The 17492-nt window shown below is 59.2% G+C and carries 10 protein-coding genes; 6 read left to right on the forward strand and 4 right to left on the reverse strand.

All coding sequences use genetic code 11. The features are described from left to right. Window positions 1-122: 122 nt before the first annotated feature. Genes pgsA through ACR0KL_RS12040 form a run of 3 tightly spaced genes read left to right on the forward strand, consistent with a single transcriptional unit; the run spans window position 123 to window position 1485 of the window. On the forward strand, window positions 123-791 hold the full coding sequence (pgsA, locus tag ACR0KL_RS12030; protein ID WP_170379168.1) for a CDP-diacylglycerol--glycerol-3-phosphate 3-phosphatidyltransferase: 669 nt from the start codon (window positions 123-125) through the stop codon (window positions 789-791). Window positions 792-794: 3 nt separating this feature from the next. Continuing rightward, on the forward strand, window positions 795-1040 hold the full coding sequence (moaD, locus tag ACR0KL_RS12035) for a molybdopterin converting factor subunit 1 (protein ID WP_170379166.1): 246 nt from the start codon (window positions 795-797) through the stop codon (window positions 1038-1040). 1 nt (window position 1041) lies between these two features. Continuing rightward, entirely contained in the window at window positions 1042-1485 is a 444-nt protein-coding gene (locus ACR0KL_RS12040; protein WP_170469251.1) for a molybdenum cofactor biosynthesis protein MoaE, read from the forward strand. 48 nt (window positions 1486-1533) lie between these two features. On the opposite strand, the gene ACR0KL_RS12045 is transcribed toward ACR0KL_RS12040, so the two are convergent. The 4 genes from ACR0KL_RS12045 to ubiA form a co-directional block, all read right to left on the reverse strand. Continuing rightward, window positions 1534-2064: a hypothetical protein gene (locus ACR0KL_RS12045; protein ID WP_170462571.1), complete on the reverse strand. Its 531-nt coding sequence runs from the start codon at window positions 2062-2064 to the stop codon at window positions 1534-1536. A gap of 313 nt (window positions 2065-2377) precedes the next feature. Next, on the reverse strand, window positions 2378-2698 hold the full coding sequence (locus ACR0KL_RS12050; RefSeq protein WP_480777073.1) for a hypothetical protein: 321 nt from the start codon (window positions 2696-2698) through the stop codon (window positions 2378-2380). Window position 2699: 1 nt separating this feature from the next. Then, the gene (locus ACR0KL_RS12055; RefSeq protein ID WP_170681597.1) at window positions 2700-4634 is read right to left on the reverse strand and encodes an OmpA family protein; all 1935 of its coding nucleotides are present in this window, start codon (window positions 4632-4634) and stop codon (window positions 2700-2702) included. A gap of 64 nt (window positions 4635-4698) precedes the next feature. Beyond that, window positions 4699-5661, reverse strand: a complete 963-nt coding sequence (ubiA, locus tag ACR0KL_RS12060) for a 4-hydroxybenzoate octaprenyltransferase (protein WP_170681599.1) — start codon at window positions 5659-5661, stop codon at window positions 4699-4701. 12 nt (window positions 5662-5673) lie between these two features. On the opposite strand from ubiA, the gene ACR0KL_RS12065 reads away from it, so the two are divergent. From ACR0KL_RS12065 to ACR0KL_RS12075, 3 genes are all read left to right on the forward strand, one after another. After that, entirely contained in the window at window positions 5674-6399 is a 726-nt protein-coding gene (locus ACR0KL_RS12065; protein WP_170681600.1) for a 16S rRNA (uracil(1498)-N(3))-methyltransferase, read from the forward strand. A 301-nt stretch (window positions 6400-6700) separates the two neighbouring features. After that, the gene (locus ACR0KL_RS12070) at window positions 6701-7459 is read left to right on the forward strand and encodes a helix-turn-helix transcriptional regulator (RefSeq protein ID WP_170681601.1); all 759 of its coding nucleotides are present in this window, start codon (window positions 6701-6703) and stop codon (window positions 7457-7459) included. Between the two features lie 132 nt (window positions 7460-7591). Beyond that, the gene (locus ACR0KL_RS12075; RefSeq protein ID WP_480777074.1) at window positions 7592-17479 is read left to right on the forward strand and encodes an Ig-like domain-containing protein; all 9888 of its coding nucleotides are present in this window, start codon (window positions 7592-7594) and stop codon (window positions 17477-17479) included. Window positions 17480-17492: the final 13 nt, after the last annotated feature.

Below are 17492 nucleotides of genomic sequence, written 5' to 3' on the forward strand. Positions count from 1 at the left end.
GTATCTGGCCGAGAGTTCCCGGTTGCGACCCTTTGACTTTTTGCCCCACAACCCTCTGTGAACGGGTCAGTTTTTCATTTGTCTGTCTTTTCTGTCCGTAGGTGGCGATGTAGTGTCGGTTCATGAAGTGGAACTTGCCCAATATCCTGACCCTGCTCCGCCTACTGGCCGCGCCCGGTTTGGCCGTGATGTTTTTGTATTTCACCCGCCCTTATGCCGACTGGTTCGCCCTGATCCTGTTTATGTCCGCCGCGATCACCGACTGGTTTGATGGCTATCTGGCGCGGGCTTGGAAGCAGGAAACCAAGATGGGCGCGATGCTGGATCCGATTGCCGACAAGGCCATGGTCGTCATCGCGCTGATGATCCTTGTTGGCTATTCGACCGAGCATTGGACCCCGTGGCTGGTGCTGCCGGCCACCGTGATCCTGTTTCGCGAAGTGTTCGTCTCGGGCCTGCGCGAATATCTGGGTGATGTCGCCGGAACGCTCAAGGTGACGAAGCTGGCCAAGTGGAAAACCACGGCCCAGATGTTTGCCATCGCCATTCTGTTCTCGCAGGGGATATTCGAGCACAACTTCGTTATGGCCACGTTTGGTATGGATCCCACGATCATAGATCAGGTCTTGACCGGAGAGGCTGAGGACATCAACAACATCCGCTGGCACCTTGAGGGGATGTTCTGGTCAGGACGCATTGGCCTGTGGTTGCTGTGGATTGCCGCCACGCTGACATTGATCAGCGGCTATGATTACCTACGTAAAGCCATGCCGCATCTGAAGGAGAGCTAACCGATGGACGTGCTGTATTTCGCTTGGGTTCGCGAACGTATCGGCCTGCCGAAAGAAAAGGTCGAAACGCAAGCTGCGACCGTGTCTGATCTGGTAGCTGAACTCAGCGCACGCGAGGATCGCTATGCCGCGGCCTTTGCCGATCTCTCTGCGCTTCGGGTGGCATTGGATCAGGAACTGTCGGATTTTGATGCCCCTCTGGCCGGTGTGCGTGAGGTTGCGTTCTTCCCGCCAATGACGGGCGGCTGAGATGCGGATCGCGGTTCAGGAAGAGGCGTTTGATCTGGGGGCCGAGGCCAATGCCTTTGCCGCTGGTGATGACGCCAACGGGGCGATCGTGACTTTTACGGGTGTCGTGCGCGATCTGGCCTCGGGCGATCTGGATGTGATGGAGATCGAACATTATCCCGGCATGACCGAACGCGCTCTGACAAAGATCGCGGAAGAGGCCAAGGAGCGTTGGTCTTTGGGTGATGTTCTGGTGATCCACCGCCACGGCAGGCTGGCTCCGGGCGACCGGATCATGATGGTCGCGACAGCCGCACCGCATCGCAAGGATGCGTTTGAAGCGGCAGAATATCTGATGGACTACCTGAAATCCCGCGCACCGTTCTGGAAGAAAGAGATCACCAATTCAGGTGCCGAATGGGTGGCCGCGAAGGACGAAGACGAAGACGCCCTGACGCGGTGGTAGAGGTCGGCTCCGGCACCCGTTTCCAAGTGCCGGGCCAAATGGAATAGCTTAGCTATTCTGCTCCGTATTGCAGGTCCGCGCCGCCTCGATCGCTTTCAAGGTGCCATCAAGACTTACGGTAAATCCGCTCTCTTTTTCCGGGAAGACTGTCATATCGTACTTTTTCATGACGTCCTCAACGAATTGCGGGTTGTTGGCCAGAATGTAGCCTCCTGTATACCCTTCCGCGAGATGCTTGGTCTTCTTGTAGGCTTTGGCTTCGTAGACATTGCCGTCCAGCGACAGGATAATGTCTTCCTTTTTGCCTTTTAGGCCAATGTCATTCTGAGTGAAGACACCAAGGTATCCCATTTCCTGATCCTTGGTCAGGCCCATCTGTACGACGTTGTTATTTTCGTCAACACGCTCAATGAGGCATGAGCCGCGGGTATCATCGACATAGATAGTCCAGCCGGATTCCTCACCCCATTTCGAAAACGTGTCATTCTCGGACGGGATAACATCACTTGAGGCGAAGGCGGCAGTTGCGCCAAATGCGGCAAGGGTAGCGGCGGTCTTCAAAGTAACTTGGAAATTCATGATAGACTCCAGTTTTACAGAAAAAGGACAGTTCTGTGTGCAGGCAAAAACACACTCATTCATTATGTTGAATTTGTTGAAAAACTAAAGAAACCGGAGTCAGACCGGCTAAAATCCGCCGACCCAAGCCGCGCAGGCGCTTCGGGTTTAACCGGGATACGAAGACTCTGCCGCGCTTTCAGCAGACTTGGGACGTTCGTGTTGCCGGATGACTCAGGTAAAATCCGAACCGCCATCACTAACTTCGACGGCGGCGCATGCTCCCGTGTCGTCGTCTGAACGGAGCGCGAGACAAAAGACCCGGCGGGTCTTACTAGTCCGCGTTGTTGATGCGTCCGCGCATTTCTTCGGCCTCTTGCCGGGCGGCGCGGAGGCCGTCCATGGCAGCGGCCAGTTCTGCCTCGGTTTGGGTCAGCTGGTTGGTCAGCTCGGCCTCGCGCTGCTGCAGATAGGTGATGGCCTGATCGCGGGTTTCCTCGGCCTGGTGCAGTTCCTGGCTCATACGGTCCAGATCGGCGACGTCACTTTGGCGCACGCGGGACAGGCGATGGGCCAGCCAGTTTGCAAACCATCCCATGCAGAAAGCCGCGAACAGGATGACGGCGGTGGCGATGATGAATTCTACTCTGTTCAACTTACTGGTCCTCTGCTTCCGCATCCGGCGCGGTCGTCTCGGTCTGATTTTCTGATGCGGACGTCTCGGTCTGGTCTTCCGCCCCGGTCTCAAGCGCCTCGAGGCCGGTTTCCGAGGCCTCGGTGGGTTCCGGCCGGATAAGGCGGAACTCAATCCGGCGGTTTTCTTCGCGGCCCTCTTCGGTGTCATTGTCGGCGATTGGCTGTGTTTCGCCATAGCCGACGGCTGTATAGCTTGAGGTCGGTATGCGCCGTCCGCGTAGCTCGTTCAGGATCGACTGCGCGCGCGCCTGGCTGAGCTGTTGGTTCATTTCTTCGCGGCCCTGACTGTCGGTATGGCCCTGAATCTCCATCCGGATCGGACCGCAATCACGCAAGATATCGGCGATCTGATTGACCGTATCGCGCGACTCTGCAGCTATGGTGGCCGAGCCCGGCTCGAACGCGATTTTGCTGGTGGCCTGAATTTCAGCGATACCTTCTTCACAGAGTTCAGGATCGGGCAGTGCGTCTTCGGGTTCGGGCGGGGCGACATAGGTGATCGACAGGTTGAAGTTCTGCGCATCGCCCAGCTTGTCCGACAGCAGACCCGCGATCCGAGCCTTGGATTCTTCATCATGGCTGATGCCGTTCAGGTCGACCAACTCGGGCGTTACAGTCAATGCGCCGTTATGCAGTTGGGACAGGGCCTCAAGCCCGGCCAGAACGCGTACGGGCCAGTCCATCGGCAAATCCGAGGTGATGCGGGTCGCGGTATAGACATTGTCGGACCCAAACGCCGCACGGGCATAGCTGTCGACCATGTCGCGCAGAACGTCGTCACCGACGCGGCCGCGCAATTGGATCAGGCCCTCAGGGCTGCGGGTGGCAGAGAACTCGACGGGCCCGGTCTCATCCGCAACCTCGGGTTCAGGCAGCACGGCATGCAGGGCGAACACCTCGGGCAATGCGTTTTCCAGCTCACCCACGACGCGGTCGAACAGCGCTGAGTTCGTGCCTTGAGCTGCGACCAGAGTGATATCCGCATCCGACATCGTCACCGATCCTTGCCCGATTTCAGCAAGCGCGTTGATGCTCTTTTCTGCGGCTTCTGCCCAGCGGGGGGAGGGTACACCCAGACCAATGGTGCAGAATGAGGGTCCGGCAAGACCGGCCTCCTCCGCTACTGCGATGATCTGATCACGGGCGTCTTCATCCTGGGCGGAACAGGCGTCGAACTGCCCTCCGGCCTCGTCAATCAGGTAGCGCAGGGTAAAGGGCGTGATCACCGGACGCGGGGCTGATATGGACAAACCGATGCGGACACTTGGCGGCGCGGCGCGGGTCAGATCTTGCTCCAACCTGTCTTTTTCCTGCTGGCTGTTGGCAATGGCAGTGATCCGGACAAGGCCGGGGCTGGCCGAGATCTTGGCGCGGGGCAGGTCGGACAGGGCCAGCACGGCATAGGCCAGCGCATCGTCCCAGCCATCGGGTTTTGGGTAGTCGGCTGTCTCAACTAGGTCCGAGACGGTATGGTCGCCGTCCAGCGCCTGTAACCCGTCCATAAGGGACTCACGGTCCTCGCTGGCCGGGATCAGGCCGATCACCGAGACACCGCTATCATTGCGCAAGATTTCCACGGAAAACCTGGGGGCGGCCAGCTCCGAGGTGGCGGCCACGTCCATCTCGTCAATGACGCGAGAGGTATCGACCTCGGTCCCAGCAGCGGTCAGGGCATTGAAGCGGATCGCCTCATCCGGCGCGGTGCCTGTGAGGATGACGCGCAGACCGTCGGATTCGACCTCGGCCCAGTTGTGACCTTTCAGGTCCAGCGCGCGCCGGACGGCGAATTCCGAGGCGTCTTCGACCTTTGTCACGGCAAAGCCCGCAGCCAAAAGGGACAGGCCGGCAGAGACGAGAAAGATCAGGCAAACAGCTACAAAATAGGGCAGACGCATATGCGGGCTTCAGACTCCTCGGGCGTTTGGGCGGGGTTGTACAGGCCCCGGCGCGCAGGTGCAATCAGAGCAGCAGCGCGACGCAGAGGAAGATCAGCGGAATTAGGCCGGTATCCCGGTTCGACCGGAAAAGCATCAGCAATTTGGCATTGTCCTCGATGTTCAGATTGCGCAGCTGCCATAGCATATGCCAGCCCATGGCCCATGGTCCGCCCAACGCAATCGTGACAATCCAGAACGGTGAATCCGGCACGCCAGCATCAATGATTGCCAATCCCATCAGCGAGATTGTGGCGATTAGAAAATACTTCAGCCATCTAGCCGTATCCGCCCCGAACAAACGCGCGGTGGATTTGATACCGATCAGCGCGTCGTCCTCGGTATCCTGATGCGCATAGATCGTGTCGTAGAACAGCGTCCACGCGATACCCGCCAGATACAGCATCACCGCAGGCCAGCCCAGCGACCCGGTATGGGCGACCCAGGCCAGCAGCGCGCCCCAGTTGAAGGCAAGTCCCAGAAACACCTGCGGCCACCATGTGAAGCGTTTGGCAAAGGGATAGAGGGCAACTGGCACCAGCGACAGAACGCCCATGAGGACAGCTGCAGTATTGAAGCTGAGCAGAATGCCCAGCGATATCAGTGCCTGCAGACCCATCCAGATCACGGCTTGCCGCACGCTGACCTGACCCGAAGGGAGCGGACGGGATTTTGTGCGTTCGACTTGCGCGTCGAAATGACGGTCGGTGATGTCGTTCCACGTGCATCCCGCACCGCGCATCAAAAAGGCCCCAATGGCACAGCCGACCACAATCCATGCATCCTCCAGCCGCGGCGTGCCATCGCTGAGGATCGCCAGCGCCAGCCCCCACCAGCAGGGGATCAGCAACAGCCACGTTCCGATCGGCCGGTCCGCCCGGCTCAACCGCAGGTAGGGGCGGGTGAAGGCGGGCGCGCGGGTGTCCACCCAATTGCCGGTGACAGCATCAGCGACCTGACCGTCTGGTGTTGGAGCATTGCCTTGCATATGTAGGGTCTCATGAGTGCGAAGATCAGACTGTATGTAGAGCAGCCCTTGGGTCAGGGGCAATCGGTTCCTTTGACGCGTGAGCAGGCGCATTACCTGTTCGGCGTGATGCGGCAATCCATCGGCGCGCAGATTGCGCTGTTCAATGGCCGGGATGGCGAATGGCTGGCCGAAGTCTCTGAGGCGGGCAAGCGCGGTGGCGTTCTGTCCTGCCGGCAGCAGACCAAGCCTTTGCAATTGCCCCCGGATTTGTGGTTCCTGTTTGCGCCGATCAAGAAGGCGCGCACGGATTTCATTGTCGAGAAAGCCGCAGAAATGGGGGCCGCGCGCATTATGCCTGTGCAGACGGAGTATACAAACTCCGAGCGTATCCGACAGGACCGGCTTCAGGCGCATGCGGTTGAGGCCGCCGAACAATGCGGCGGTACTTTTGTGCCCGAGGTCGTGGATCTGCAAAAACTGGACCGTGTGCTGGAGGATTGGCCTCAGGATCGGCAATTGATGTTCTGCAATGAGGCCGAGGTCGGTTCAGCCCTACGATTGGCCGCGCAGGAAAAAGGCCAGCCCTGGGCCATTCTGATTGGCCCCGAGGGCGGGTTTTCGGACCAAGAGCGCATGCGTTTGACTGCGCTGCCCTTTTCGCACGTGGTTAGCCTCGGCCCGCGAATCCTGCGCGCGGATACGGCGGCGGTAGCCGCGCTGACCATGTGGCAGCAGGCCTTGGGGGATTGGTTTTAGTGTGAGTTCAATTTGGGCAGGCCCTGGCTGCTCGCGGACAGTGGCGGCAATTTGACGAGTTTGTATCGCAGGAAAATACAGTCTGAAAAAAGTATCGACCACGTGATCAAAATTATTTGTCGTGGCAGATTTCGAGAAATTGGTAGCTTCTCTCAAAACGATACAAATTATATGAATGTTTGCAGGCCTGCATTTCTGGTCAAGCCTTTGAAAGTAAACTGCCTCTTCAGGGTCCGAAAAGCATCAAAATGTTGACTAAATTTTAATTTCTCTATTTCTTGATTTAATGTGAACTTAACAAGTGAAGTGGACGCCGCTGGTCGTCATGAAAAACGCGCTGATTGATTTCGTTGATGCTTTGGCCGGACTCACCTCTGCAGAAGACCGATGGAATGAAGCTGTCGCGCAGTCTCAGAAACAGGGTATTGAGGCGATCCTGGTCGGTGAGGCCGACGGGATAAAAAAGCAGATCTTCTGGATGAACACCAACATGCCAGAAGACTGGATCACCGAGTATCTCGAAGAAGACTACATGTCGGTGGACGCCATGCTCGAGACATTGGCCTGGCAGAACGAATACCACATTGTTGAATCCGGCCAGATGAAACGCGTTGATGCGCGATCTGACAAGGAATACGCCCTGGATCACGGGTTGAAGTCTGCCGGCCTGGCCTCATTGATCGGGTCTCGCTTTGGCGAGCCTGGGCGTCGCGGGGTCTATGTGACGCTTTGTTCTAGCGACAGTATGAAAGCTGCGCATAACAACAGTGCTGTCGATTTGACGATGCTGGCGGCTTTGCTGGCCACTTCCATTACCGAACCCATTCACTCACCAGCCAATCTAAAGTTGAAAGCAATGACTCAGGTCCTTTCGCAACGTCAGCAAGAAGTATTGGAGTTGCTGGCCAGTGGGTGTCAGACGGCCCGCATCGCCGAACGTCTCAACATCAGCGAAGCGGCGGTGAACAAGCATTTCTCACTGGCGCGCAAGGCGTTGGGGGCGTCGACCCGTGAACAGGCGCTCGCCATAGCTTTGAAAGAAAACCTAATTAACCTGTGAAGGTATATATATCTCTACCTTGGGCGAACGCCGCCTGTTTCCTAGAGTGAGGTAGCAAATTTTCGCCGACGAATAGTCGGGGTCCGTTTTTGGCCTCGCTTTACCAGTATTTTCGATGGAGCCACCTCTCACATGAATATGCAGTCGCAACTGACAGGCCGCCTGGCCCGCACGCCTTCGTTCTCCCTATCTACTGTTGAGCTGCGCGGTGTCTCAGCCGAATTCGATCAGTCTATCAATGCGCTGCCAGAGACATTGGCGCAACCTGTGCGGGTTCCCACCGACACCAAAGAGCGAGGCGACTTTCTTAAGCAACTGGCGGCCAAATCCGCTGCCAAGCTGGCCGCTGGTAGTACCGCGCTAGTCCTTGTTTTGTTGAGTGCTGAGTCTGCCCAAGCGCAGTCTTCGGAGGTGTCTCTGCGCACATTGGACGGGGTGAAGTCCATTGAGGTTCTGCCCGATGGCACCGCCGAGGTCACATTGGAAAACGGAGCCGTCATGCGCCTGCCTGCGGGTAGCTTCACCGTGTCTGGCAGCGATGTTCTGGTCTCTGAGGCAGTTGCGCTGCAGATGACAGAAGCCGCAGCCGCGGGCGGAGGTGTGTCCGGGGGAACGCTGGCCGCAGTCGGCGGAGGGCTTGCCTTGGCCGGAGCCGCCGGTGGTGGCGGAGGTGGCGGTGGCAGCAGCGATGGAGGTGGCTCGGGATCGACGACTGCCCCCACCACGGGTACGGTCGTAGACGGCTATTTGGTCAACGCCACCGTTTTTCAGGATTTGAACGGCAACACGATTTTTGACGCCGGTGAGCCGAATACAACCACTGATGCACAGGGCAACTATTCCATTACCCTGGATCCGTCCAACCCGACTGCCAAGATTGTGTCGATTGGTGGTACGGATTCCTCGACGGGCCAGGCGTTCACGGGCACTCTGACGGCACCGGCGGGTTCAACCGTCATCACCCCGCTGACCACACTTGTACAGAGCCTTGTCGAAGCCAGCGCCGATAGCGACACGCCGCTGACCGCAGCCGAAGCAAATGAGCAACTGGCCGCCGCGCTGGGTTTGGGCAGCGACACCAACCTGTTGGAGCTTGACCCAGTTCAAGAGATCGAAAGCGCCAGCGACCCTTCGGATGCCGCAGCGTTTGCGGCGGCCGCTCAGGTTGCCGCAATCATCTCGGCAGCGGCGGCAACGCAATCCGATGCTCAGGGCAGTTCAAACGCCTCCGAGGCCGTGGCCGCATCGCTCGCTCAACAATTGCTGGACGCGGCGGCTGGCCCCGGTGATCCCGATCCGTCTTCGGTTCTGAGTGACGCCGATGCGATTGCAGAAGCGTTGGAAGAGGCTGAGGTTGAAGCGGGCGAGGCCAGCGCGATCGCAAATGGTGTTCAGGCCCTGAACGAGAATATTGATGAAGCCGTAGAGAATGCGGATCCCGGTGATCTTGATGCCCTGCAAAACGAGATCGTCGCCAACCAGGAAGTTGCACAGGGTACATTGGTCGATTTGGTTGAGTCGGGTGATATCGCCACGACTGATCCTGCAGATCTTGCCGATGAGGCGGACAATATCGTTCCGCTGGAACCGGTTGTCCTGTCTGAGGACTTCTTGAGTACCTACGGCCCGTCAAACTTGGATAGCGCTCCGGTCATGTCCGGCACTGGCCGCCCTGGCAGCATCGTTCGTGTGACCTTCAGCGATGGCGATGATGCGACACCTGACGCCAGCCGGACCACGACGGTTGATGGCGCTGGCAATTGGTTGTTCACGTTCGACGCCTCTGATTTCCCCGCTGCAAGTGGGGCTTACACGGTTGAGGTTGCGGCTGCGCCCTCTGGGGCATCTGTGTTCACCGTTCCGGCCGTCTCGGGTGGCAGCTTTGATGTTGATCTGACACCACCGGATGCACCTGTCCTGGGCACGTTGTCCAGCGATGACGCTCTGGCATTGGAGGAACGCGAGTCGGATCTGACGGTTTCAGGCACGGCCGAGGTGGGCGCCACTGTGGCCGTGACGATCGGCGGGGTCACTCTGACGGATAACGCCGCCGCCGATGGTTCGTTCAGCGTCACGTTCGATGCAAGCGACATCCCGAATAGCGACTTTACCATCACAGCCGAGGCTGCTGATAGCCTAGGTAACACTAGTGACGCTTCTGATCGTGACATCATGGTTGAGCCTGAGGTGAATCTGGACCCGACCATTGATCCAGTCTCTGGTACGCTGGGGTCTGCGGAACTGGCATCGGGCCTGACGGTCACCGGCACAGGCCGCGCAGGCAGCACGATCACCGTGTCCATCGACGGCGAGGATCAGAGCGCAACCGTTGGCGGTGACGGTACGTGGAGTGTTACATTTGCCGAGACAGATCTGCCAGGTGCAAGTGGCGACTATACGGTTTCTGCCGTGGCAACCTTGCCGCCGACCTCGTTCACCAGCGGGCCGGTTGACGGCGGAGGGTTCTCGGTCGATCTGACAGCCCCCGATGCGCCGTCGCTCGACACCATCGCGGGCAACAACGCGCTGGAGCTTGAGGAGCAGGGCGCGGACCTGACTATCACCGGTACCGCCGAGGCCGGCGCAACGGTTGAGGTTACCCTAAACGGCGCGGTTGAAACAGCGATTGCGGATGCGGGTGGCGCGTTCTCGGTCACCTTCGGCGCGGCCGATGTTCCTGGTACGGATTTCTCGGTAAGCGCCACGGCGACGGACCCGCTGGGCAATGAAAGCAGCGCGGCGACGCAACCCGTAACGGTCGAGCCGGTCTCGGCCCTGACCCCGACAATCACGCCGGTCTCGGGCACGTTTGGTCCGACCGAACTGGCCGCAGGGCTGGTGGTGTCCGGCACGGGCCGCGTGGGTAGCACCGTGACCGTCGATATCGACGGCGTCACGCAGGACGCAACCGTTGATGGCGACGGCAACTGGACAGCCACCTTTGCTGAGGCCGATTTGCCGGACGCGACGGGGGACTACACGGTCTCTGCTACGGCGGCCTTGGCGGGTACTTCTTTCTCCAGCGGTTCGGTCTCGGGCGGTGGGTTCTCGGTCGATCTGGACGCCGCCGCCGCGCCTGTTCTCGATGTGGTCGCAGGCAACAATGCCATCGAGTTGGAAGAAAGTGGCTTGGACCTGACCGTAACCGGTACCACGGATGAAGGTGCGACGGTTGAGGTCACAATCGGCAGCGTCACCCTGACAGACGTGGCCGGTGTGGGGGGCGTGTTCAGCGTCACATTCGATGCCGCTGACGTTCCGACCTCGGACTTCTCCATCAGCGCTGTGGCGTCGGATGATCTGGGCAATACCAGCGCTTCGGCAACGCAGGCGATCTCGGTCGAGCCGGTCTCAGCCTTGACCCCGACCGTTGATCCAGTCTCGGGTGTCCTGGGTGCGGATGATCTGGCAGCCGGCCTGACGGTCACCGGGACAGGCCGCGCCGGCAGCACGGTCACCGTGACGATTAATGCTGAGGATCAGGAGGCCGTCGTGGACGGCGACGGCAACTGGAGCGTGACCTTCGCTGAGGCAGACCTGCCTGCGACGACGGGCGACTACGCGGTGTCTGCCGTGGCGACCTTGCCTCCAACCGCGTTCACCAGCGGATCGGTTGATGGCGGCGGGTTCTCGGTCGATGTGACCGCGCCCGATGCGCCGGTGATTGACAGCGTCGCAGGCGACAACGCTCTGGACCTGGAAGAGCAGGGCGGAGACCTGACCATCATCGGCACCGCCGAGGCCTTCGCCTCGGTAGAGGTAGAGATCAACGGGGTCGTGGAAACCACCGTCGCCGACGATGGTGGCGTGTTCTCGGTAACCTTTGCAGCGGCGGATGTACCGGACGCGGATTTCTCGGTCAGCGCAACGGCCACGGACGCGGCAGGCAATACCGGTGACGAGGCCACTCAGGCCGTGACGGTTGAGCCGATTTCGACCCTGACGCCCACAATCACCCCGGTCTCGGGCACGTTTGGCCCGACCGAACTGGCCGCCGGGCTGGTGGTATCTGGCATGGGCCGTTTGGGCAGCACCGTCACCGTAACGATCGATGGTCAGGATCAGCAGGCCGTCGTTGACCCCGATGGCAGCTGGAGTGTGACCTTCGCTGAGGCAGATCTGCCGGACTCCAGCGGCGACTATTCGGTGTCTGCCGTGGCAACTCTGCCGCCGACCTCTCTGTCCAGCGGGTCGGTTGATGGCGGCGGTTTCTCGGTTGACGTAACCGCACCTGACGCGCCGCTTCTGGACGCGGTCGCTGGTGACAATTTCATCGACCCGTCCGAGCAAGCCGATGATCTGGTCATCTCGGGCACGGCCGAGGCGTTCAGCACCGTCACCGTCACAATCGGTGCGGAATCCCAGCAAGCAACTGCTGACGTGAATGGTGATTTCTCGGTCATCTTCGCTGCGGCGGATGTGCCGACCTCGAATTTCCAGGTGACTGCGGTCGCCGAAGATGCGCTTGGCAATACCAGCGCGGCAACCGATCGGTCGGTTCTGGTGGGTGCGGTTGGTCAGACGATCACCGGCACCAACGGCGATGATGAGCTGTCGGGCACACCCGGTGACGACACGATCAACCCGGAAGGCAACGACGGTGAGGCCGGTGGTCTCGATATCATCAATGGCTCTCTGGGAGATGATGAGATCGACCTGAGCACATCCGGCGGCACCAGCTTTGTTGAACTGAACTACGCCGTGCTGGACGGCCCGATCAACGTTACACTGGACTATGCCAACAACACGGGTTCGGTGGATAAAGGTGCCGATGGTACCGACACGCTGATCAGCCCGGAAACTCCGGGCGAGGCGTTCGGGATCGGCCTTGTTGGGACGCAGGGCGACGACACATTTACTGTCGTTCAGGACGGTGTCGAGACATGGGCGGGCATCTTCTACGAAGGCGGAGATGACACCGTCAACGTAACGTTGGACACCGGCATCGTGCGTGTGAATGCGGTGACCACCGGCCCGGTGGAAGAAGATGTCACGGCGGATCTGACCACGGGCGATATCACTTTCGCCAGCGGCTCGATTGATCTGAACGTGACCGGCTCCGGCGGCCAGATTGAATTGGAAACCGGCGATGGTGATGATGACGTAACCGGCTCTGATGCGGATGAGCGTTTCATTCTGGGCGCAGGCACTGACACGCTGGATGCGGGCGGTGGGTTCGACCTTGTGCGCTATGACCGTGCTGTCGTGACCGATGGTGTGACAGTCAACCTGCAAACCGGGGTCGCAACCGGTATTTGGGACGGTCAGGCCTTTACCCATAGTCTGTCTAACGTTGAGCGCGTGCGCGGTTCACGCACGGGCGACGACATGCTGACGGCGGCTGATACCGGTTCGCGGCTTGAGGGGCGTGGCGGCGACGATACGCTCGTCGGCGGTGCTGGCGATGATCTGCTGATCGGTGGTGATGGTGCGGATACGTTCTTTGTCGGACGTGGCAACGACACCATTCAGGACTATCAGGGCGACGCCATCGACACAATCGAGCTGGACCCTGCCTATACCGAGGCCGAAATCGACGCAGCCGTTGCGGCGGCGGTGCAGGATGGCGACGCTGTGGTGGTCACTTTCGTCTCGACCGGTGCAACGCTCCGGCTGGAAGGCTGGACGGTTGCCGAGCTACAGGCCGAAAATGCAGGTGGTGGTTCCGACGTCATCGGCACTCCGGGTGATGACGTTCTGGATGGCACACCCGGTGACGACACGATCAACCCGGAAGGCAACGACGGTGAGGCCGGTGGTCTCGATATCATCAATGGCTCTCTGGGAGATGATGAGATCGACCTGAGCACATCCGGCGGCACCAGCTTTGTTGAACTGAACTACGCCGTGCTGGACGGCCCGATCAACGTTACACTGGACTATGCCAACAACACGGGTTCGGTGGATAAAGGTGCCGATGGTACCGACACGCTGATCAGCCCGGAAACTCCGGGCGAGGCGTTCGGGATCGGCCTTGTTGGGACGCAGGGCGACGACACATTTACTGTCGTTCAGGACGGTGTCGAGACATGGGCGGGCATCTTCTACGAAGGCGGAGATGACACCGTCAACGTAACGTTGGACACCGGCATCGTGCGTGTGAATGCGGTGACCACCGGCCCGGTGGAAGAAGATGTCACGGCGGATCTGACCACGGGCGATATCACTTTCGCCAGCGGCTCGATTGATCTGAACGTGACCGGCTCCGGCGGCCAGATTGAATTGGAAACCGGCGATGGTGATGATGACGTAACCGGCTCTGATGCGGATGAGCGTTTCATTCTGGGCGCAGGCACTGACACGCTGGATGCGGGCGGTGGGTTCGACCTTGTGCGCTATGACCGTGCTGTCGTGACCGATGGTGTGACAGTCAACCTGCAAACCGGGGTCGCAACCGGTATTTGGGACGGTCAGGCCTTTACCCATAGTCTGTCTAACGTTGAGCGCGTGCGCGGTTCACGCACGGGCGACGACATGCTGACGGCGGCTGATACCGGTTCGCGGCTTGAGGGGCGTGGCGGCGACGATACGCTCGTCGGCGGTGCTGGCGATGATCTGCTGATCGGTGGTGATGGTGCGGATACGTTCTTTGTCGGACGTGGCAACGACACCATTCAGGACTATCAGGGCGACGCCATCGACACAATCGAGCTGGACCCTGCCTATACCGAGGCCGAAATCGATCAAGCCATTGCAGACGCAGTGCAAGATGGCGACGCAGTAGTTGTCACCTTTGTCTCAACCGGTGCGACTGTGCGGTTCGAGGGTTGGACTGTAGCGGATCTACAAGATGAAATCGGGGGTAGTGGTTCCGACATTATCGGCACGTTTGGTGATGATGTTCTGGACGGTACCGCTGGTGATGACTTCATCGACCCGCAGGGCAATGATGATGGGTTTGACCTCATCAACGCCTCGACTGGAGATGATGAGATCGACTTCTCGAACTCGGGTGGTGAAAGCTTTGTCGAGCTGAATTATTCAGTGCTAGACGGCCCGATCACGGCCTCGATCGACTATGCCAACAATACGGGCTTTGTCGACAAGGGCGCGGACGGGTTCGACTCGCTGACCAACCCCAACACAACCGGGGAATCTCTTGGTATCGGTCTTGTCGGAACCGCTGGCAATGACACCTACAATATCACGCAGGGTACTGGCTTTTCGTGGGCTGGGATTGTTTATGCCGGTGGCAATGACGTGATCAATGCCAGCCTGAACGAAGGTATCGTCCGTGTCGATACAAGTGGTGAGGCGACCACGGCCGATCTTTCGACTGGCCTGATCAGCTTTGCTAGCGGAAGCATCCAATTGAATGCGACAGGCTCTGGCGGTCGGATAGAGCTGCGGACATTTGACGAAGACGATTTCATCACCGGTTCGGACGCGGATGAGCGGTTCATTTTGGGTGCAGGGACCGACACGCTTGACGGTGGCGCAGGTTTTGACACCGTGCGCTATGACCGTGGTGATGTGACGACGGGTGTGACCGTGAACCTTGCCACCGGGATCGCGACCGGCTTGTGGGATGGTCAGGCTTTTGAACACAGCTTGTCCAATGTCGAAGCAGTGCGCGGTTCTCGGACGGGAGATGATACCCTGACTGCGGCGGATACGGACGCGTTCCTGGATGGTCGCGGTGGCAATGACACCATCACTGGCGGCGCGGGTGAGGATATCCTCATCGGCGGCGAAGGTGATGATACGTTGCAGGGCAACGCTGGCGAAGACTTGTTCATCGTTGGACGTGGTAATGACATCATTCGCGACTTTGAGGCCGGGATCGACGACATCGAACTGGACAACAATGCCACAGATGAAGAGGTCGCTCTGGCCGTGCAAAACGCCGAGCAGATCGGCGATGATGTCAGGATTACCCTGCCGGATGGCGCGACGATCCTGTTCGAAGACTGGACGGTTGCGAACTTCCAGCAGGAATACGCGGATCGCTTTGCGGTCAATCCGATCATCGGAACGGACGGTCCGGATGTTATCGATGGAACCGATGGCAATGACTTCATCAACCCGCTGTCTAGCGGTGATGGAGATGACGTCATCAACGGCTCGCTCGGGGATGATGAGTTTTTTCTGTCAAACGTGGACAGTGAGAGCTTTGTCGAGTTGCGCTATGACGGGCTGACCGGACCGATAGAGGCCTTCGTTGATTTTGCCAACAACAATGGTGTGGTCAACAAGGGCGGGGATGGCGTGGATACCATTACCGATCCGCTTGCAGCTGGCGAAGCCTTTGGTCTGGGAATCTCGAGCACCTCTGGGGATGACACGATCAACATCACTCAGGGCAGCGGTTTCTCGTGGTTCGGAGCATTTTATGCGGGCGGCAATGACACCATTAACGCCAATCTGAACTCGGGCATCATCCGCATTGATACGGGCGGTGGCGCGACGACTGCAAACCTTGATACCGGCGACATCACCTTTGCAGGTGGTTCCATTGACCTGAACGTGACCGGCTCGGGTGGTCGGATCGAGCTGAGGACCTTTGACGAGGATGACAACGTGACCGGCTCGGACCGGGATGAACGCTTCATTCTGGGCGCAGGTACGGATGTTCTGAATGCGGCTGGTGGGTATGACGTCGTGCGTTATGACCGCGGCGATGTCACCACCGGCGTGACGGTGAACCTGGAAACAGGTATCGCAACCGGTATTTGGGACGGCCAAGCCTTTACCCATACGTTGTCGAATGTCGAAGAGGTTCGTGGCTCGCGTACCGGCGATGACACACTGACGGCGGCGGATACCGGCTCGGTCCTTGAAGGGCGCGGCGGTGTAGACACCTATACGGGTGGTGCGTCCGAGGACATCTTCATTGTGGGTGAGGGTCATGATGTCGTCTACAATTTCGATATCGACGTCGATCAACTACAAGCTCGGAATGGTGCCTTTGAATTCGGGCTGCCGGACTATGAGGATGTCATCTTCGACGGTCAGCCGTCCCTGCGCTTCAACCTCAGCCCTGACGACTCTGTCACACTGGTCGGATGGCGCGCACAGGACCTTGAAAACTCGATCGCGGAGGAGCTTCTGTCGCTGACACCCGGGCGGATGAACAATCCGGCCACGCTGACAGTCGCTGGTGCGGGGAACCTTGCTCTTATCGCGTCGGACATCACCGAGTTCCTGCAGACGCAATCGACGACCGAGTTCACATTCTTCGAAGTTGGTGCAGCGGAAAACTACGCCTTGTCGGTCACCGGCAGTGGGTTGTCTCTGTCCGGCCTACCCGGCAGCGAAGTTCTCTCGGGCACGGTCGACGCAGCCAACCTTACCTTGGATGGCAGCCCGGTCTGGTCGCTGACTGATCTGGGAATTCCGTTTGCTGACCTTGCTGCAATGCTCGACAGCGCCACGAATGAAGGTGCGATCGACTACTCGCTCGGCCTTGGCGCGCGCGATCTGATCGTTGTCGCCGATGATGCGGCGCAGGATATCCGTATCGAAGGCGTCGATCACTGGATCGAGGCGGGCGGTAGCGACGATGCTGTCACCTTCAACGGCGGCGGCAATGCGGCCATCATCGTCGGGGATGGAGCCGATACGGTTGATATCGCAGGAAGCACCCCGGCAGAGGATCGTGCGTTCATCTATATCGACCCAGCCGACTCGGGCACCAATGTGATCAACGGCTTCCGCTTCACCGATAGCGAAGACTCCGGCGATCGCATCGTAGTCGAGTATGATCCGGCCGAGTTCTCGATCGCGTGGGAGGTCGATGACGCGACTGATCAGGCGGACCTGAATTCCATCGCGGCAACGTTTGATCCGATTGGACCGGGCGAATACGCTCTGTTCTTCGATCAAGGCGGCAACGCCGTGCTGCAGGATCTGATCGAAAGTGGCGCACCGGGGGTCAACTATACCCTTGGCGACACAATCGCGAGCTTCACCAATGCGGATGTCAGCGGGCTTTCGGGCAGCAATCTCGGTGGTTACAATATTGAAGGTTTCCTGCAATATTCCGAGATCGATCTGCCACCCGCGTCCGAGCTGGTTTAACACCCCGGAGGGT

The organism is Ruegeria sp. C8 (genome assembly GCF_056537565.1).

Excerpts from the sequence above, each read along its gene's own strand:
- pgsA (WP_170379168.1), top strand. The coding sequence starts at position 123 with ATGAAGTGGAACTTGCCCAATATCCTGACCCTGCTCCGCCTACTGGCC.
- moaD (WP_170379166.1), top strand. The coding sequence starts at position 795 with ATGGACGTGCTGTATTTCGCTTGGGTTCGCGAACGTATCGGCCTGCCG.
- ACR0KL_RS12040 (WP_170469251.1), top strand. The coding sequence starts at position 1,042 with ATGCGGATCGCGGTTCAGGAAGAGGCGTTTGATCTGGGGGCCGAGGCC.
- ACR0KL_RS12045 (WP_170462571.1), bottom strand. The coding sequence starts at position 2,064 with ATGAATTTCCAAGTTACTTTGAAGACCGCCGCTACCCTTGCCGCATTT.
- ACR0KL_RS12055 (WP_170681597.1), bottom strand. The coding sequence starts at position 4,634 with ATGCGTCTGCCCTATTTTGTAGCTGTTTGCCTGATCTTTCTCGTCTCT.
- ubiA (WP_170681599.1), bottom strand. The coding sequence starts at position 5,661 with ATGCAAGGCAATGCTCCAACACCAGACGGTCAGGTCGCTGATGCTGTC.
- ACR0KL_RS12065 (WP_170681600.1), top strand. The coding sequence starts at position 5,674 with ATGAGTGCGAAGATCAGACTGTATGTAGAGCAGCCCTTGGGTCAGGGG.
- ACR0KL_RS12075 (WP_480777074.1), top strand. The coding sequence starts at position 7,592 with ATGAATATGCAGTCGCAACTGACAGGCCGCCTGGCCCGCACGCCTTCG.